Source organism: Arenimonas terrae, assembly GCF_006265115.1.
GTDB lineage: Bacteria > Pseudomonadota > Gammaproteobacteria > Xanthomonadales > Xanthomonadaceae > Arenimonas > Arenimonas terrae.
Genome location: NZ_SMDR01000001.1, coordinates 151,899 through 167,263 on the forward strand (window position 1 = coordinate 151,899; position 15,365 = coordinate 167,263).

Annotated in this window: 20 protein-coding genes; 8 read left to right on the forward strand and 12 right to left on the reverse strand. The window is 71.2% G+C overall.

Features of this window, described 5'->3' with window-relative positions; translation table 11 throughout:
* The first annotated feature begins 92 nt into the window (after positions 1-92).
* From E1B00_RS00730 to E1B00_RS00755, 6 genes are read left to right on the forward strand one after another with little or no spacing between them, the layout of a single operon-like run.
* Positions 93-1,025, forward strand: coding sequence for an ABC transporter ATP-binding protein (locus E1B00_RS00730; RefSeq protein WP_139444758.1), 933 nt, complete (start codon positions 93-95; stop codon positions 1,023-1,025).
* On the forward strand, positions 1,022-1,756 hold the full coding sequence (locus tag E1B00_RS00735) for an ABC transporter permease subunit (protein ID WP_139444759.1): 735 nt from the start codon (positions 1,022-1,024) through the stop codon (positions 1,754-1,756). The genes E1B00_RS00730 and E1B00_RS00735 overlap by 4 nt, the downstream gene beginning before the upstream one ends.
* Positions 1,757-1,760: 4 nt before the next feature.
* Positions 1,761-3,623, forward strand: a complete 1,863-nt coding sequence (locus E1B00_RS00740; protein ID WP_139444760.1) for a Gldg family protein — start codon at positions 1,761-1,763, stop codon at positions 3,621-3,623.
* Positions 3,624-3,626: 3 nt separating this feature from the next.
* Complete coding sequence (locus E1B00_RS00745) at positions 3,627-4,712, forward strand: DUF4340 domain-containing protein (protein ID WP_139444761.1); 1,086 nt, start codon at positions 3,627-3,629, stop codon at positions 4,710-4,712.
* The gene (locus E1B00_RS00750) at positions 4,709-5,059 is read left to right on the forward strand and encodes a DUF423 domain-containing protein (protein ID WP_246048443.1); all 351 of its coding nucleotides are present in this window, start codon (positions 4,709-4,711) and stop codon (positions 5,057-5,059) included. Before E1B00_RS00745 ends, E1B00_RS00750 begins: the two co-directional genes overlap by 4 nt.
* Before the next feature lie 7 nt (positions 5,060-5,066).
* A complete protein-coding gene (locus E1B00_RS00755; protein WP_139444762.1) occupies positions 5,067-5,741 on the forward strand; it encodes a DNA-3-methyladenine glycosylase family protein in 675 nt (224 codons plus the stop codon).
* Here the strand turns inward: E1B00_RS00755 and E1B00_RS00760 are convergent, their stop codons facing one another.
* From E1B00_RS00760 to E1B00_RS00790, 8 genes are all read right to left on the reverse strand, one after another.
* Positions 5,742-5,978, reverse strand: coding sequence for a DUF1272 domain-containing protein (locus E1B00_RS00760; protein ID WP_139444763.1), 237 nt, complete (start codon positions 5,976-5,978; stop codon positions 5,742-5,744).
* 22 nt (positions 5,979-6,000) lie between these two features.
* Entirely contained in the window at positions 6,001-6,792 is a 792-nt protein-coding gene (locus E1B00_RS00765) for a M15 family metallopeptidase (protein WP_139444764.1), read from the reverse strand.
* Positions 6,793-6,835: 43 nt separating this feature from the next.
* Positions 6,836-7,366 (reverse strand): PH domain-containing protein, encoded by a 531-nt coding sequence (locus E1B00_RS00770; RefSeq protein WP_139444765.1) that lies wholly within the window; start codon positions 7,364-7,366, stop codon positions 6,836-6,838.
* Between the two features lies 1 nt (position 7,367).
* Positions 7,368-7,493 (reverse strand): hypothetical protein, encoded by a 126-nt coding sequence (locus tag E1B00_RS15865; RefSeq protein ID WP_281280671.1) that lies wholly within the window; start codon positions 7,491-7,493, stop codon positions 7,368-7,370.
* A gap of 17 nt (positions 7,494-7,510) precedes the next feature.
* Positions 7,511-7,696 carry a type II toxin-antitoxin system antitoxin gene (locus E1B00_RS00775; protein WP_139444766.1) on the reverse strand — a complete coding sequence of 62 codons (186 nt, stop codon included), beginning with the start codon at positions 7,694-7,696 and terminating at the stop codon, positions 7,511-7,513.
* Position 7,697: 1 nt separating this feature from the next.
* Positions 7,698-8,006: a hypothetical protein gene (locus E1B00_RS00780; RefSeq protein WP_139444767.1), complete on the reverse strand. Its 309-nt coding sequence runs from the start codon at positions 8,004-8,006 to the stop codon at positions 7,698-7,700.
* A gap of 7 nt (positions 8,007-8,013) precedes the next feature.
* On the reverse strand, positions 8,014-8,886 hold the full coding sequence (locus E1B00_RS00785; protein ID WP_139444768.1) for an SPFH domain-containing protein: 873 nt from the start codon (positions 8,884-8,886) through the stop codon (positions 8,014-8,016).
* A gap of 113 nt (positions 8,887-8,999) precedes the next feature.
* A complete protein-coding gene (locus E1B00_RS00790) occupies positions 9,000-9,890 on the reverse strand; it encodes a hypothetical protein (RefSeq protein ID WP_139444769.1) in 891 nt (296 codons plus the stop codon).
* Between the two features lie 99 nt (positions 9,891-9,989).
* On the opposite strand from E1B00_RS00790, the gene purT reads away from it, so the two are divergent.
* Complete coding sequence (purT, locus tag E1B00_RS00795; protein ID WP_139444770.1) at positions 9,990-11,189, forward strand: formate-dependent phosphoribosylglycinamide formyltransferase; 1,200 nt, start codon at positions 9,990-9,992, stop codon at positions 11,187-11,189.
* A complete protein-coding gene (locus E1B00_RS00800; protein WP_139444771.1) occupies positions 11,189-11,749 on the forward strand; it encodes a hypothetical protein in 561 nt (186 codons plus the stop codon). The genes purT and E1B00_RS00800 overlap by 1 nt, the downstream gene beginning before the upstream one ends.
* Here the strand turns inward: E1B00_RS00800 and E1B00_RS00805 are convergent.
* From E1B00_RS00805 to E1B00_RS00820, 4 genes are all read right to left on the reverse strand, one after another.
* On the reverse strand, positions 11,730-12,974 hold the full coding sequence (locus E1B00_RS00805) for an endonuclease/exonuclease/phosphatase family protein (RefSeq protein ID WP_139444772.1): 1,245 nt from the start codon (positions 12,972-12,974) through the stop codon (positions 11,730-11,732). The two genes, E1B00_RS00800 and E1B00_RS00805, sit on opposite strands and share 20 nt — an antisense overlap.
* 21 nt (positions 12,975-12,995) lie before the next feature.
* Positions 12,996-13,709 (reverse strand): arginyltransferase, encoded by a 714-nt coding sequence (locus tag E1B00_RS00810; protein ID WP_139444773.1) that lies wholly within the window; start codon positions 13,707-13,709, stop codon positions 12,996-12,998.
* Positions 13,710-13,782: 73 nt separating this feature from the next.
* A complete protein-coding gene (gene asd / locus E1B00_RS00815) occupies positions 13,783-14,628 on the reverse strand; it encodes an archaetidylserine decarboxylase (protein ID WP_246048444.1) in 846 nt (281 codons plus the stop codon).
* Positions 14,625-15,293, reverse strand: a complete 669-nt coding sequence (locus E1B00_RS00820) for an SCO family protein (protein WP_139444774.1) — start codon at positions 15,291-15,293, stop codon at positions 14,625-14,627. Before E1B00_RS00820 ends, asd begins: the two co-directional genes overlap by 4 nt.
* Positions 15,294-15,365: the final 72 nt, after the last annotated feature.

Consider the following 15,365-nt stretch of genomic DNA (forward strand, 5'->3'; position numbering starts at 1 on the left):
AACTTGCGCCATCCTTTGCGGTCCACGCACCGGCAACCGGTTCCCGCCGCGCCGCCTTTCCATCGAGCACGAATCAGCGAGACTTCCCCGCGATGATCGAGGCACACGCCCTGCACAAGCGCTACGGCCGCCTGCTGGCCGTGGACGGCATCAGCTTCAAGGTCGAGCCCGGCGAGGTGCTCGGCTTCCTCGGCCCCAACGGCGCCGGCAAATCCACCACGATGAAGATGATCGCGGGCTTCCTGGCGCCGACCGCCGGCACCGCCAAGGTCTGCGGTCACGACGTTCAGTCCGACGCCATGGCCGCGCGCCGCGCGCTGGGCTACCTGCCCGAGGGCGCGCCCGGTTACGGCGAGATGAGTCCGGCGGCCTTCCTGGGCTTCGTCGCCGATGTGCGCGGGCTCGTCGGCGCGCGCCGAAAGGAGCGCCTCGACGCCGTGCTCGAGCGGCTGTCGCTGCGCGGCGTGCTGCACCAGCCGATCGACACGCTGTCCAAGGGCTTCAAACGCCGCGTCGGCCTGGCGGCGGCGATCCTGCACGACCCGCCGGCCCTGGTGCTGGACGAGCCCACCGACGGCCTGGACCCGAACCAGAAGCACGAGGTGCGCGGCCTGATCCGCGAGCTGGCGCGCGAGCGCACCGTGCTGCTGTCCACCCACATCCTCGAGGAAGTGGAAGCCGTGTGCAGCCGCGCGATGATCGTCGCCCGCGGCAAGGTGATGGCCGACGCCACGCCGGCCGAACTGCTGGCGCGCTCGCGCTACCAGGGCGCGGTGTCGCTGCTGGCCACCGACAGCATCGCGGCGCGCGCGGCGCTCGACGGCATGCCCGGCGTCAGCGGCTTCCACCAGGACGGCGACGATGGCCGCCTGTACGTATTCCCGCAGGGCAGCAAGCCGGTGCCGCTGGACGCGGTGGCCGAGCGCCTGCGCCATCGCGGCGTCGCCCATCGCGGCCTGCAGCCCGAGCGCGGGCGGCTGGACGAAGTCTTCCGCCGCATCACCACCGCGGAGGCGAAGCCATGAGCGCGCTGCGTTCGGTGTTCAAGCGCGAGTTCGCCAGCTACTTCGCCACGCCGCTGGCGCTGGTGTTCCTGGTGATCTTCCTGATGCTGTCCACGGCCTTCACCTTCTACCTGGGCGGCTTCTACGAAGCCGGGCAGGCCGACCTGCAGCCCTTCTTCCGCTTCCACCCCTGGCTCTACCTGCTGCTGGCGCCGGCGGTGGCGATGCGCCTGTGGGCCGAGGAGCGCAAGTCCGGCACGCTCGAGCTGCTGCTGACCCTGCCGCTGGGCCTGTGGCAGGCGGTGCTGGGCAAGTTCCTCGCCGCCTGGGCCTTCCTGGGCCTGGCGCTCGCGCTGACCTTCCCGATGTGGCTGACGGTGGCCTGGCTGGGCGACCCGGACCACGGCGCGATCCTCGCCGCCTACCTCGGCAGCTGGCTGATGGCCGGCGCCTTCCTGGCCGTGGGCAGCGCGCTGTCGGCGGCCACGCGCAGCCAGGTGGTGGCCTTCATCCTGACGGTGGTGGTGTGCCTGCTGTTCCTGCTCGCCGGTTTCCCGATGGCGCTGGACCTGGTGCGCGGCTGGGCGCCGCAGTCCTGGGTGGACGGTTTCGCCGGCCTGAGTTTCCTCACCCATTTCCAGGCCATCAGCCGCGGCGTGCTCGACCTGCGCGACGTGGTGTTCTTCCTGCTCAGCATCGCCGCCTGGCTGGCCGCGACGGTGCTGGTGATCGACCTGAAGAAAGCCGACTGAGCCCATGAAGCCCTTCACCCGACGCTCCACCTACCTGGTCGCGCTGGCGCTGCTGGCGCTGGCCTTCGTCGCCCTGGTGGCGATCTCGACCGTGGCCCTGCGCGGCGCCCGCATCGACCTGACCGACAAGCAGCTCTACACGCTGTCGGAAGGCACCCGGAACATCCTGGGCAAGATCGAGGAACCGATCACGCTCAAGCTCTACTACTCCGAACACGCCACCCGCGACCTGCAGCAGTTCCGCGTCTTCGCCACCCGCGTGCGCGAGCTGCTGGAAGAGATCGCCGCGCGCTCCAGGGGCAAGGTGGTGCTGGAAGTGATCGACCCGGAGCCGTTCTCCGAGGCCGAGGACCAGGCCGCCGCCTACGGCCTGCAGGGCGTGCCGCTGGGCGCCAGCGGCGACAAGCTCTACTTCGGCCTGGTCGGCACCAACAGCACCGACGGCGAGACGACGATGCCCTTCATCCAGCCGGACAAGGAATCGTTCCTCGAATACGACGTCGCCAAGCTCATCTCCACGCTCAGCGTCGACACCAAGCCGGTGGTCGCGCTGATCAGCGGTCTGCCCACCGGCCCCAGCATGGACCCCTCCGGCCGCCAGAACCCGGGCTGGGTGGTGGACCGGCAGATCAGCGAGCTGTTCGAGCTGCGCCGCATGCAGGGCGCGCCGACCGCGATCGCCGACGACGTCGACCTGCTGATGGTCGTGCATCCCCGGCAGTTGCCCGAGGACACGCTGTACGCGATCGACCAGTTCGTGATGCGCGGCGGCCGGCTGCTGGCCTTCGTCGATCCCGATTCCGAGGCCGACCAGTCCGGCGTGGACCCGCTCGACCCGCTGTCGCTGCAGGTGCCGCGTTCCTCCGACCTGCCGGAGCTGTTCAAGGCCTGGGGCATCGACTACGACCCGACCCGCCTGGTGCTGGACGAAGTGCACGCGCTGCAGGTGCAGCCCGATCCGAACGGCCCGCCGGTGCGCCACCTGGCGGTGCTGGGCCTGGGCAAGACCGCGCTGAACCAGGAAGACGTGGTGTCGGCCGAGCTCGAGAACCTGAACTTCTCCAGCGCCGGTTCGCTGAAGCTGGCCGACGCTTCGAGCCTGGTGATGGAGGCCCTGGCGCAGAGCTCGGGCGCGTCCGGTACGGCTTCGGTGCAACGGGTGCGCGAAGCCACCGCCGATCCCGACCAGCTGCGCGAGGGCTTCCAGCCCGGCGGCCAGCCGCTGGTGCTGGCGGCGCGCTTCAGCGGTCCGCTCACGTCGGCCTTCCCGGGACGCAGCGGCGAGGGACACATCGCGCAGGCGCAGCAGCCGGTGAACCTGATCGTCGTCGCCGACACCGACGTGCTGACCGACCGGCTGTGGGTGCAGGCGCGCGAGTTCATGGGCGAGCCGGTCTACAACCCCTTCGCCAGCAACGGCGACTTCGTCTACAACGCGGTGGACAACCTGGTCGGCAATTCCGACCTGATCGCGGTGCGCACCCGCGCCGCGGCCTCGCGCCCGTTCGAGCGCGTCACCGCGCTGCGCCGGGGCGCCGAGGAGCGCTACCGCGCCAAGGAACAGGAACTGCAGCGCCAGCTCGACACGCTCGAGCAGGAGCTCACCCGCCTGCAGCAGCCCGGCCCCGAGGGCCAGGCGCAGGCGCTGTCGCCGCAGCAGCAGGCCGAGATCCTGCGCTTCCAGGACGAGAAGCTGCGCATGCGCAAGGAGCTGCGCGAAGTGCAGCACCGCCTCAACGCCGACATCGAGGCGCTGGGCTCGCGGCTGAAGCTGATCAACATCCTGGGCATGCCGGCCCTGCTGGTGCTGCTGGCGCTGTTCGTGGCCTGGCGCCGCTGGTCGCGGCGCCGCGCCGCGGAGGCCTGAGCCATGAAGGCGCGGATCCTCGCCGGCGCGGGCGTGCTGACGGTCCTGCTCGCGGCCGGCGCCTGGTGGCTGCTGGAGCGGCCGGTGGCGGGCGACGGCGCGGCGGGATCGCTGCTGCTGCCGGGGCTGGAGGCACGGCTGGAATCGCTGGACCGACTGCAGGTGCGCGGCGCCGGCGATCAGGTCCTGGTCGAGATCGTGAAGACCGACGGCCGCTGGCGCATGCCGGCACGCCAGGATTGGCCGGCAAACCAGCGCGAAATCAGCCGTGCGCTGTTCCGCCTGTCGCAGGCCCGGCGCCAGGAGGCCAAGACGGCGAATCCCGAGCGCCACGCCCGCCTCGGCGTGGAAGCGGTCGCCGCCGCCGATGCCAAGGGCGCCGAACTGCAGCTGTCCGGCGGCGGCGAACCGCTGCGCCTGACGATCGGCCGGAACCATCCCAGCCTGGGCGGCAGCTACGCGCGGATCGGCGATGAGGCCCAGGTCTGGCTGCTCGATGTGGATGTCGGCCCGGCGCGCAATCCGGTCGACTGGCTCGATCGCCGCCTGCTCGATCTGCCGCTGGCCCGCGTCGCGGAAGTCCGTATCGCTCCGGCCCAGGGCCGCGCCTTCCGGCTCACCCGCGCCGGCGACGATCGTTTCAGCCTCGACGGCCAGCCGTCCGCGGCACTGGCCAATCCCGACGACGGCAATGCCACCGCGGGTGTCGTCGAACAGCTGGTGCTCGACGATGTCGCTGCCGACAGCGGCGCCGCCGCCGGCCAGACCGCGGTGTTCGAGAGTGTGGACGGGCTGCGCATCACCATCGCCGCCTGGCGCGACGACGGCGGCGGAACCTGGGCGCGGCTCGCGGTGGAGCTGGACGAGGCGCGGGCGCAGGCCTGGTTCGCGAACGAACCGGTCGCTCCCACGATGGACGCCGCTGCGCAGAGCGACGCGACGCCGGACGCCGGTGAACGCCTGAAGTCGCTGCGCGCGAAGGTCGAGCGTTGGCAGGCCCGGTTCGCCGGCCGGCAGTTCCTGCTGCCGCCGCAGCTCGCCGCCAACCTGATGAAGTCGCGCGAGGACTATCTCGCCGGATCGCCGTGACCCCCGCCCGCCGCGCGCTGGCGTCATTCGGCGCGCTGGCCTGCGCGGCGGCGGTGGGCTTGTCGGCCTACGCCAGTCACGGCCTGCAGGGCGAGGACGCGCGGCGCGCGGGCCTGGCCGCGCTGTTCGCCTTCGGTCACGGGCTGGCGCTGCTGTTGCTCGCGCCGGGCGCGCGCACGCGCGTCAAGGTAGTCGGTTTGATGATGTTGGCCCTGGGCCTGCTGCTGTTTTCCGGCAGCCTGCTCGGCGCGGCGCTGTTCGCGGCGCCGACGACGCTGGCGCCGGCCGGCGGATTGCTGCTGATGCTGGGCTGGCTCATCATCGCCGTCGACGCCCTGCGCCGCTGAGCCCGCCATGCCCCGACATCCCCGCGGCTTCGACCTCGAGGCCGCCACCGACCATCTGCGCCGCCGCGACCGCAAGTTCGGCCGCTGGATCGACCGCATCGGCCCGCTCGATGTCGCCGGCGGCTGGCGCAAGCCCTTCGACCCGACCGACGCGCTGGCGCGCGCCATCCTCTACCAGCAGCTGTCCGGCAAGGCCGCCGCGACCATCGTGGGCCGCGTCGAGGCGGCGATCGGCTCGAAGAAGTTGCACGCCGACACCCTGGGTCGCGTAGACGACGCAGCGCTGCGCGCCTGCGGCGTCTCGGGCAACAAGACCCTGGCGCTGCGCGACCTCGCCGCGCGCGCGGCCACCGGCGAGGTGCCGAGCCTGCGCGAGATGGCGGCGATGCCCGACGACCTGATCGTCGAACGCCTGACCGCCGTGCGCGGCATCGGCCGCTGGACGGTCGAGATGATGCTGATGTTCAAGCTCGGCCGCCCCGACGTGCTGCCGGTGGACGACCTGGGCGTGCGCAAGGGCGCGCAACTGCTGGACCGGCTCGACGAGATGCCCAAGCCGAAGGAACTGGCCGCACGCGGCGAGAAGTGGGGGCCGTACCGCACGCTGGCGGGGCTGTACCTCTGGCGCGTCGCCGACTTCGTCGCGCCGGAGAAGCCGCCGGTCAAACGTTCGCAGGACTGATCAGCCCGGCGCAGGGCGGAACACCCGCGCGGTCGAGGCCGGATGGCGCGCCAGCGCGTCACCGCTCCGGGTCGGGCGCGGCTGCAGCTGGCCGCCGCAGTTCGGGCAGCGGCCGTGCAGCGTCCGGTTGTTGCAGTCGCTGCAGAAGGTGCACTCGAACGAACAGATCCAGGCGCCGTCCTGGTCGGCGGGCAGGTCGCGGTCGCAGCGTTCGCAGCCGGGGCGCATCTGCAGCATGGGACGTTCTCGTGTCGTGCGTTCAGCTGGCTTCGAACCAGCGCCAGTGCCAGGGTTCGTAGACGATGCCGTGCGGGTTGCCGCGCGGGTAGCTCATGCGGAAGCCGAAGTCGCCGGCGCGGCGGTGCAGCCAGGCAAAGGCGGGCGTGGCCTCGAAGCTTTCCTCGGCCGGCGGTTCGCCCGGCGTGCCGATGTCCATGGCGCAGCCGCCGTGGTGTTCGCTGTAGCCGGGTGCGGCGTTCACCGCCAGGATCTGCTCGACCGTCAGCCCGCGCGCGAGCTTGCGTTCGAAAATGCCCAGCTGGTAGTCGTGGCTGCGGTAACCGGAGATCGCCTCGAGCCGGATGTCGTCGTCGTGGGCTGCGGCCTGCATCCGGCGCCAGGCGCGCGCGGCCGGGTCGAGCAGCCACAGCGGCCGGCGATAGCGGTCGAAGCCGGCGAACTCCAGCCGTGCCGGCTCGGCGACCAGGGGCAGGCCGACCTGTTCGCCGTAACTTTCGTCCAGGCCGAGCGTGTGCAGGCGCTCACGCAGTCCGTCGAGCGGCAGGTCGAAACCCGCGCCGGCGCGTTCGTGCATCGCGTCCAGCGCCTGCAGCGCATCGGCGAGGCCGGGCTCGTGGTGCAGCCGAGGCACGAGGGCGGTGAGGCGCGGGCCTTCGAGTGCGGCCAGGAAGCGTCCGTCGCGTTTGCGCCGCAGCGCCCATTCGGCGCCGGCGAGGGCGCGGGCGTCGGCATTGGCGCGGGCGCGCAGCAGCCGGGCCGGCCAGGCTTCGACCTTTTCGCTGTTGACCAGGTGCCAGTTCAGGGCGCGCATGGGGCCAGCTTAGCGGGCCGGCGCCATCGGCGTGAAGCCTGGCTCAGCCGGCGGCGCGGCGCAGGATGTCGAGCACGGCCTGGGGATGCTCCAGGCTCAGCAGCCATACGCGGCCGTCGGCATGCGGCAGGGCCAGCACCTTTGACGGATCGGTGACCAGGCAGAAGGCCTTGCGGCGATCGCGCAGGCGGAAGTGGCCGGCCTGGAAGCCGGGAAGGGCGAAACCGTTGGTCTTGAGCCGGGGCTGGAGTTCGGTGTGTTCGCGCAGGTCCACCGCCCGCGCCGCGGCCAGATCGAAGTCGGCCAGCGGCGCCTCGCGGGTGTAGAACGTGGCCTTCACCCGCAGGCGCCGTCCGTCGAAGCTCGCCTCGCGCCGCCACATCGGCAGCACCACGGCCAGCACCGAGACCGCGACGACGCCCTGGATCAGCAGCATGAAAGCCGGGGACAGCGCCTCGCTGCGCACCTGCAGAATCACCACGACGGCGATCACCAGGGGCAGCACCGCGCCGAAGCCGATGGCGAACAGCACGGGCGCCTTGCCCAGCGGCGTCAGGGCGAGGCGGCGGTCCATCTCAGCGGCCCAGCAGCAGGGCGAGGCCGGCGAGCAGCACCAGCGTCGAGACGGCGGCGAGAGGCAGGGCGGCGGGCGTGGGGCGGCCGGCGCGGCGGTTCTGGATCAGGTGCACGATGTGGAGCATGTCGGTTCTCTCCAGGCTCAGGATGAGGTGTCGTCGTCGTTGCTGTCTTCGGCCTTCTTCATCCGGCCGTTCTTGCGCAGGGCGTCCCGCAGCACGTACTCGATCTGCGCATTGAGCGAACGCAGCTCGTCGTCGGCCCAGCGCTGGATGGCGTCCAGCACTTCGGCGTTGATGCGCAGCGGGTAGGCTTTTTTCTCGGCCATCTCAGGTCCGGTGCGCCCGGAACACGGGGATCAGGCCCAACACCGAGCCCACGACCACCCCCGTCACGAGCCAGCCGGTGACCGTCTTGGTCATCAGCTCCGGTACCACGAGGAATGCCAGCCCCATCAGCACCAGCGCGGCGTTGATCGCGATCAGCAGCATGCCTTCCGCCAGGCGTGCGCGCGCCGGATCGCGCGCAGCCGCGGCCGAGTGCGACGGGAACTTGCCCGTCGCCACCAGCACGCCCACCAGGACGCAGGGCAGTCCGATCGCGATGCACGCCACGCCGGCCTGGGTCATTTCGTCCATGGTGGCCTCAGTAGATCGAGCCGGCGTTGACCACCGGCTGCGTGCCGCGCTCGCCGCACAGCACCACCAGCAGGTTGCTCACCATCACCGCGCGGCGCTCCGGGTCGAGGTCGACCACCTTGCGTGCCGACAGCTGCTCGAGCGCCATCTCGACCATGCTCACCGCGCCTTCGACGATGCGGGTGCGGGCGGCGATGATCGCGCCGGCCTGCTGGCGCTGCAGCATGGCCTGGGCGATTTCCGGGGCGTAGGCGAGGTGGCTGATGCGGGCTTCGGCGACGTTGACGCCGGCCTGGGCCAGGCGTTCCTGGATTTCCTCGGTCAGGTGCTTGGCGATCTCGGCGGCGTGGCTGCGCAGCGAGATCTTGCCGTCCTCGTGCTGGTCGTAGGGGTAGCTGGTGGCCATGGCGCGCAGCGCGGCCTCGGACTGGATGTGCACGAAGCTTTCGTAGTCGTCGACGTTGTAGACGGCCTCGGCCGAGTCCACGACCTGCCACACGACCACGGCGCCGATCTCGATCGGACTGCCGTCGAGGTCGTTGACCTTGAGCTTGCCCGACTCGAAGTTGCGCACGCGCAGACTGATCTTCTTGGCCGAGTAGAAGGGGTTGTTCCAGCGCAGGCCCTGGTCCTTGGACGTGCCCACGTACTTGCCGAACAGGCTCAGCACCGCGGCCTGGTTGGGTTCGACCATGTAGAAGCCACCGAGCGCGACCGAGGCCAGCGCACCCACCACCAGGCCGGCGACCAGCAGGCCGGGGTTCGGCACGCCGTCGCCCTTGGCGCCCATCACGAACAGATAGACGGCGAAGGCGCACAGCGCGATCAGGAGGAGAAGGGCCGGAATGCCGGGGTAGGAGCGGATGGACTGTTCTTTCATGGCGGATCTCCCGAGTGGTGGCCACAAGATATCAAAAAGATATCAATGTGCAATAGGCCAGACGAAAGTCAACCGGACCGGATGGCCCTGGCCTTTGCAAACAAGGGCTTGCCTCAGGGTTCGACGCGGTAGCGCAGGAAGGGCGAGGGCAGCTGCTCGCTGCCGATGGTCAGCGACAGGCCGTCGGGCGAGAAGGCGATGGCCTCGGCCTGGGGCATCCAGGGCAGGGTCAGATGCGAGGGCTTGTCGCGCAGCGCCGGGGTCCAGTCGCCATCGCGCGGGCGCACCAGGAAATGCACCGAGCGGTAGTTGAGCACCGCCAGCACGCGGCCGTTCGGGCTCAGCGCGGCGCCGGTGACCTGGGCGCGGTAGCGGCCGTAGATCGGGCTGCGGCGCAGGTCGCCGGCGTCGGGCTGTTCGATGCCGGGCAGGTTGCCCAGGTGCTCGGCCACGGCCTGGTCTTCGCCAGGGCGCAAGGGGATGCGGAAGAGTTCGGGCGGCACGCGTTTTTTCGAGATCAGCAGCACCTCCCCGCGCGCCGGGTCCACGGCCGCCGCTTCGCAGTCGCGGGGGCCGTCCGGCCAGCGGAAGGTCAGGCTCCAGGCCACGGCGACGGGCCGGGTCAGGTCGGTGGGTTCCTCGAGCACGTGCAGGACCAGGTCCTGGCGGATGCCGCCGTTGTCGCCGGTGTCGGCAATGAGCAGGTAGTGCCTGCCGTCGAGCTCGAACGAGGACAGGTCCTCCCAGTCGATGTTGGCCGCCCCGGTCACCGGCACGCTGGCCCGGTGCTGGCCGCGTTCGTCCATCAGCTGCAGCTCGGCGCTGTTGCCGCTGTCGTTGATCGCCCAGTAGTGGCCCGGATGCGCGCGCGAGGCGGCCAGGCCGCTGATCTCGTCCAGCGCCCGGTCGGTGACCAGGCCGGCGACTTCGGGATCGCCCCAACGGGCGCCGAAGGCGGGCGCTGGCAGCAGCACCAGGAGGAGGGTGGGCAGGATTCGGCGCATGAATAACCGCGGGTCTTGAGGTCCGAGCATGACAGAAACGCCGCCCGGCCTGAACCTCGGCCGCTACAATTGCGCCCTTCCACCACCGAATCCGCCGCCATGACCGACCCGCGCCCCGTCACCCTCGGCACGCCGCTTTCGCCGTCCGCCCGCCGCGTGCTGATGCTCGGCTCCGGCGAACTGGGCAAGGAAGTGGCGATCGAGCTGCAGCGGCTGGGCGTGGAGGTGATCGCCGCCGATCGCTACGACAACGCCCCGGCCATGCAGGTCGCGCACCGCTGCCACACCCTGAACATGCTCGACCCGGCCGCGCTGCGCGACCTGATCACGCACGAGAAGCCCGACCTGGTGGTGCCGGAGATCGAGGCCATCCACACCCAGACGCTGGTAGAACTGGAGACCGAGAAAGGCCTGCGCGTGATTCCCACCGCGCGCGCCGCGCGCCTGACCATGGACCGCGAGGGCATCCGCCGCCTGGCCGCCGAAACGCTGGGCCTGCCGACCTCGCCCTACCGTTTCGTCGACACCCGCGAGGAGTACCGCGCCGCCGTCGCCGCCATCGGCCTGCCCTGCGTGGTCAAGCCGGTGATGTCGTCCTCGGGCAAGGGCCAGAGCACGGTGCGCAGCGATGCCGACATCGACGCTGCCTGGGACTACGCCCAGTCCGGCGGCCGTGCCGGCCAGGGCCGCTGCATCGTCGAGGGCTTCATCCGCTTCGACTACGAGATCACGCTGCTGACCGTGCGCCACCGCGACGGTACCTCGTATTGCGATCCGATCGGCCACCTGCAGGTGGATGGTGACTACCGCGAGAGCTGGATGCCGCAGCCGATGTCGGACGCGGCGCTGCGCGAATCGCAGCGCATCGCGAAGACCGTCACCGACAACCTCGGCGGCCGGGGCCTGTTCGGCGTCGAGCTGTTCGTGCAGGGCGACCAGGTCTGGTTCAGCGAGGTCTCGCCGCGCCCGCACGACACCGGCCTGGTCACGCTGATCTCGCAGGAGCTGAGCGAATTCGCCCTGCACGCGCGCGCCATCCTCGGCCTGCCGATCCCGAACATCGCCTCGCTTGGGCCCTCGGCCTCGTGCGCGGTGCTGGCCACCGGCTACGGCGTGCCGCGGTTCGGCAATGTCGACGGCGCGCTGGTCGAACCCGATACCGCACTGCGCCTGTTCGGCAAACCGAAGGTCGAAGGTCATCGTCGTATCGCGGTGACGCTGGCACGTGATATCAATGTCGACGCGGCCCGCGCCAAGGCGCGTCGCGCCGCGGCGGCGCTCACGGTGGAGTTGGAATGATGTTTGCAACCCTGCGCTGGATCGGCCTGCTGGCCGCGCTGCTGTTCTCGCTCCCGGCCCAGGGCGCCGAGTTCCGGATCGATTCGGCCACCAACGAACAGCTGGTGCTGGACATGCCGGCCGGCTGGCGCGGCTTCACCGCCAACCCGGAAGGGGCCGCGGTGACGACGCTGGCGTTCTCGCCGGCGCAGGGCGCGTCCTTCCGGATGCTGGTGACCCTGATCCCGTTGCCGCGCGATGCCAGCCGTCCGCCGATCACCGCGTCCGACCTTCGCGAAAGCACTCAGGTCGCGGCCGACCAGGCCCGCTCCCGCTCGGTCGAGGCCGTGCTGACGGTCCAGAGCCTCACCGGCCCCCAGGTCAGCGGCGTCTATTTCCAGGCCACCGACCGCGCGCCGCCGGCGGGCGAATTCAAGCACCTGACCCAGGGCTCATTGGTCGTGGGCGAGGCGGTGCTCACCTTCACCGTGCTGGCCAACGACGACGCCCCCGGCGGCCCCGAGGCGGTCCGTCGCCAGGCCCTGGCGGCACTTGCGGCAATCAGGGTCGCGTCGCGCTGAGTTCCGGCGGGTCTGCGCCCTCAAGGTCGACCCAGACCATCCGGTGGTCCGTGGCGTCCAGCCACTCCGTGCCCGGCTGCCCGGGCGCCGGCCAGAACACGCCGCTGGCCTGCACCGGCAGGCCGACCGAGGGCAGCACATAGTCGACGCGGTAGTTGCCGTTGCGCGGTCCGAACTGCGCGGTGTCGTGACCGGCGAAGGACCTGTGTGCGCCGTTGACCGCGTTGGCCTGCGCCGAGGCCATCGCGCCCTCGCTGCGCGGCGTCGCGTAACGCAGCACGCGCGGGTGTTCCAGTAGCTGGTGGATCGCGCCGGGCAGGCTGCCGCCGTCGGCGGGGTCGGCGTTGTAGTCGCCGGCGATCACGAAACGTTCGCCCTCGGCCAGGCCGCCGCAGCGGACCGCGTCGTCGCAGAGCCAGGGCTTGTCGCCCGGCGTGAGGTACTCCGCCCAGAGCCGGATTTCGTCGTGGTTGCGGGCGGCGTTGCGGCGTTCGGGGCCGTCGAACACCGGCGGCGTGGGGTGCGCGGCCAGCAGGTGGATGCGGCCCAGCGGCGTGTCGATCGGCAGGTCCCAGTGCGACTTCGAGCTCAGCCGCAGCTGCGCCCAGACCGCCGGCGGGTAGAAGGCGCGGCCGTCGGGATGTTTCGGCTCTAGCGCGCCGGGCAGCGCGCTCCAGCGCAGCAGGCGGAAGCTGCGCGCGGCCGCCGCGTCGATCGGGAACTTCGACAGCACCAGCATGCCGTACTGGCCCGGGTGCAGGCCGTAGCCCCAGGCGTCGTTGCCGTGGAAGCGGCCTTCGCCGCCGATCTTGCCGTCGCCGTCCAGGTCCAGGCCGCTGGGCACGCCGGTGTTCACTTCCGCGAGGTAGCGGTAGGGATAGGTGATCGGCTGCTCGCCGTACTGGCCGACTTCCAGGTAGCGCCGCTGGAACAGGTCGGCCGCCAGGCCGGCGGCGTCGTAGTCGAACTCGTTGAGCAGCACCACGTCCGGCCGCTGGTGCTGGACGATCGCGGCGATCTTGCGCGCGTCGGCGTCGCCTTCGTCCAGGCGCGCGATCAGGCCGCCATGTTCCTCGTCGTAGAGGGAAGTGTTGAGCGTGGCGAAGCGCAGGGGCATGGCAGGCTTTTCCGCAGCGGACGGGCGCGGGGCGGCGACGGGAGCGGCGCAGCCGGCGAGGACGAGGGCGGCCAGCAGGCCGGCGGACAGCAGGGCAGGGAAGCGCATGGGCGCGATTGTGCCCGCAATTCAGCCGGCGGGCATCGGGCGCCAGGTCGCGCCGTCGAGGAATTCGAGCGGCCGGAAGCCGCGCTTGTAGGTCATCTTCGGATGGCCGTCGAGCCAGAAACCCAGGTACACGTGCTCGCGGCCGTCCTCGAGCGCGCGCTGCACCTGGCGCAGGATGGCGTAGGTGCCCAGGCTGCGCGCGGCGTGCGCGGGATCGTAGAAGGTGTAGACCGCCGACAGCGCCTTGGGCACGACGTCGGTCACCGCCAGCGCCACCAGCTGGCCGTCGAGCCGGAACTCCATGAACTGGGTCGGGCTCCAGCCGCAGGCCAGGAAGGCGTCGAAGTTTTCCGGCGCCGGGTCGTCCATGCCGCCGCCGACGTGGCGGGTGTCGAGGTAGCGGCGGTAGAGCGCGAAGTTCTCGGCCGTGCGGCGCGGCGGCACGATGCGCATCTCGAGGTCGGCGTTGCGCGCCAGGCAGCGCTTCTGGGCCCGGTTCGGCCGGAACGCCGCCACCGGGATGCGCACCGAGATGCAGGCGCGGCAGCCGTTGCAGTAGGGCCGGTAGACGTGGCCGCCGGAGCGGCGGAAGCCCATCGACAGCGCCTGCGCGAACACGCTGGGCAGGTGCGGATCGGCCGGGTCGATGATCAGGTCGCGCGAGAGCCGGTCGGGCCAGTAGCCGCAGGCGTGCTCGAGCGTCTGGAACAGGCGGATGGCGTGCTGGTTGCCCATGGGCCTCAGTCTACGACCGCCGGGCGGCGCCGGCGCAAACGGGCCCGCGCGTGCCGGCGATGCATGCGTGGATTCAGCGCGGCAGCACCCGGCCGAGCCGCTGGCCGACCCGGGTCGGGGTCTCGGTGGCGAAGCTGTCCAGGGCCACCGCGTCGCGCGGGAAGAGCAGGATCACGGTCGAGCCGTAGTTGAAGCGGGCCATCTCGGCAAAGCGGGCGAGGGTGATACCCTGGCCGCGCCAGTCGCGGCGCACCGGCTTGTGCGCGTACGGCGGGATTTCCTCGCCGTTCCACACCGACTCCACGCCCGAGACCAGCAGGGCGCCGACCATCACCGAACACATCGGCCCGAACTCGGTCTCGAAGTGGCAGACCAGGCGCTCGTTGCGCGCGAACAGCCGCGGGATCGCCTGCACGCCCCAGGGCGCCACTGTGAACAGCCGGCCCGGCACGTGCAGCGTTTCGACCAGGGTGCCGGTCCAGGGCATGTGTACGCGGTGGTAGTCGCGCGGCGACAGGTAGATGTTGGCGAACCAGCCGTCGGCGTAGGGCGCAGCCATGGCCTCGTTGCCCAGCAGCTCGGCGGCGGTGAAGGCCTGTCCCTTGGCCTGGAAGATGCGTCCGGCCTCGATGCGGCCGGCCTGGCTGATCTTGCCGTCGGCGGGCATCAGCAGGGTCGCCGGGTCGGCGTCGGCCGTGCGCGCGCCGGGCTTGAGCTCGCGGGTGAAGAAGGCGTTGAAGTGCAGGTAGTTGGTCGGCACCGGGTCCACGGCCTCGGCCATGTCCACGTTGAACCTGCGCACCACCAGCTTGATCAACCAGTCCTTGAACCAGGCCGTGCGCGTGCGCGCCACGCCGTAGGCGATGCGCGAGAGCAGGCGGTGCGGCAGCACGTACTGCAGGAAGACCTTCGGGCTCACGGCGCGGCCTCCGTCAGCGTGGCGAGGTCGGCGGCGATGTCGGCCGGCACCAGCGGCGGCCGGATCAGGCCGGCCTGGCGACCCTGAGGGTCGATCACCACCAGGGCCGAGCTGTGGTCCATGGTGTAGTCGCCGTCGGTCGTGGCGACCTTCATGTAAACCAGGCCCAGGCCCGCGGCGAACTGGCCCAGGGCCGGCTCTGGAGCGGTGGCGGCCAGGGTGGCCTTGTGGAAATAAGCGGCGTACTCGCCGGTCTTGGCCGGGGTGTCGCGGGCCGGGTCGACCGAGACGAACAGGACGCGCGGGCGCACGGCCTCGGGCAGCGTTTCCCAGACGGCCTGGGACTGGGCCAGCTCGCTCAGCGTGGTCGGGCAGACGTCCGGGCAGTGGGTGAAGCCCAGGAACACCACGGTCCAGTGGCCCTGCAGTTCCTCCGGCGTCAGCGGCGTGCCGTCGGACTGCTCGAGCGCGAAGCCCGGAATGGCGCGCGGCGAGGGGAACAGGCGCACCGCCTTGAGCGTTGCCGGGTCCACGGCCGGGGCCGCGGCTTCGACGGCCTGCGGCGCGCCGGGAGCGGTCGGCGCGAACGCCACCTGGGCGGCCCACAGGCCGAGTCCGGCCGCGAGCGCGGCGATCACGATGAGCAGGTTGCGGCGATTGAACACGGCGCGTCCGGAGGGCGGAGAGGGCCGCAATTATAGCCGGGGCACGGCTATACTCGCGTCATCACAAGGAAT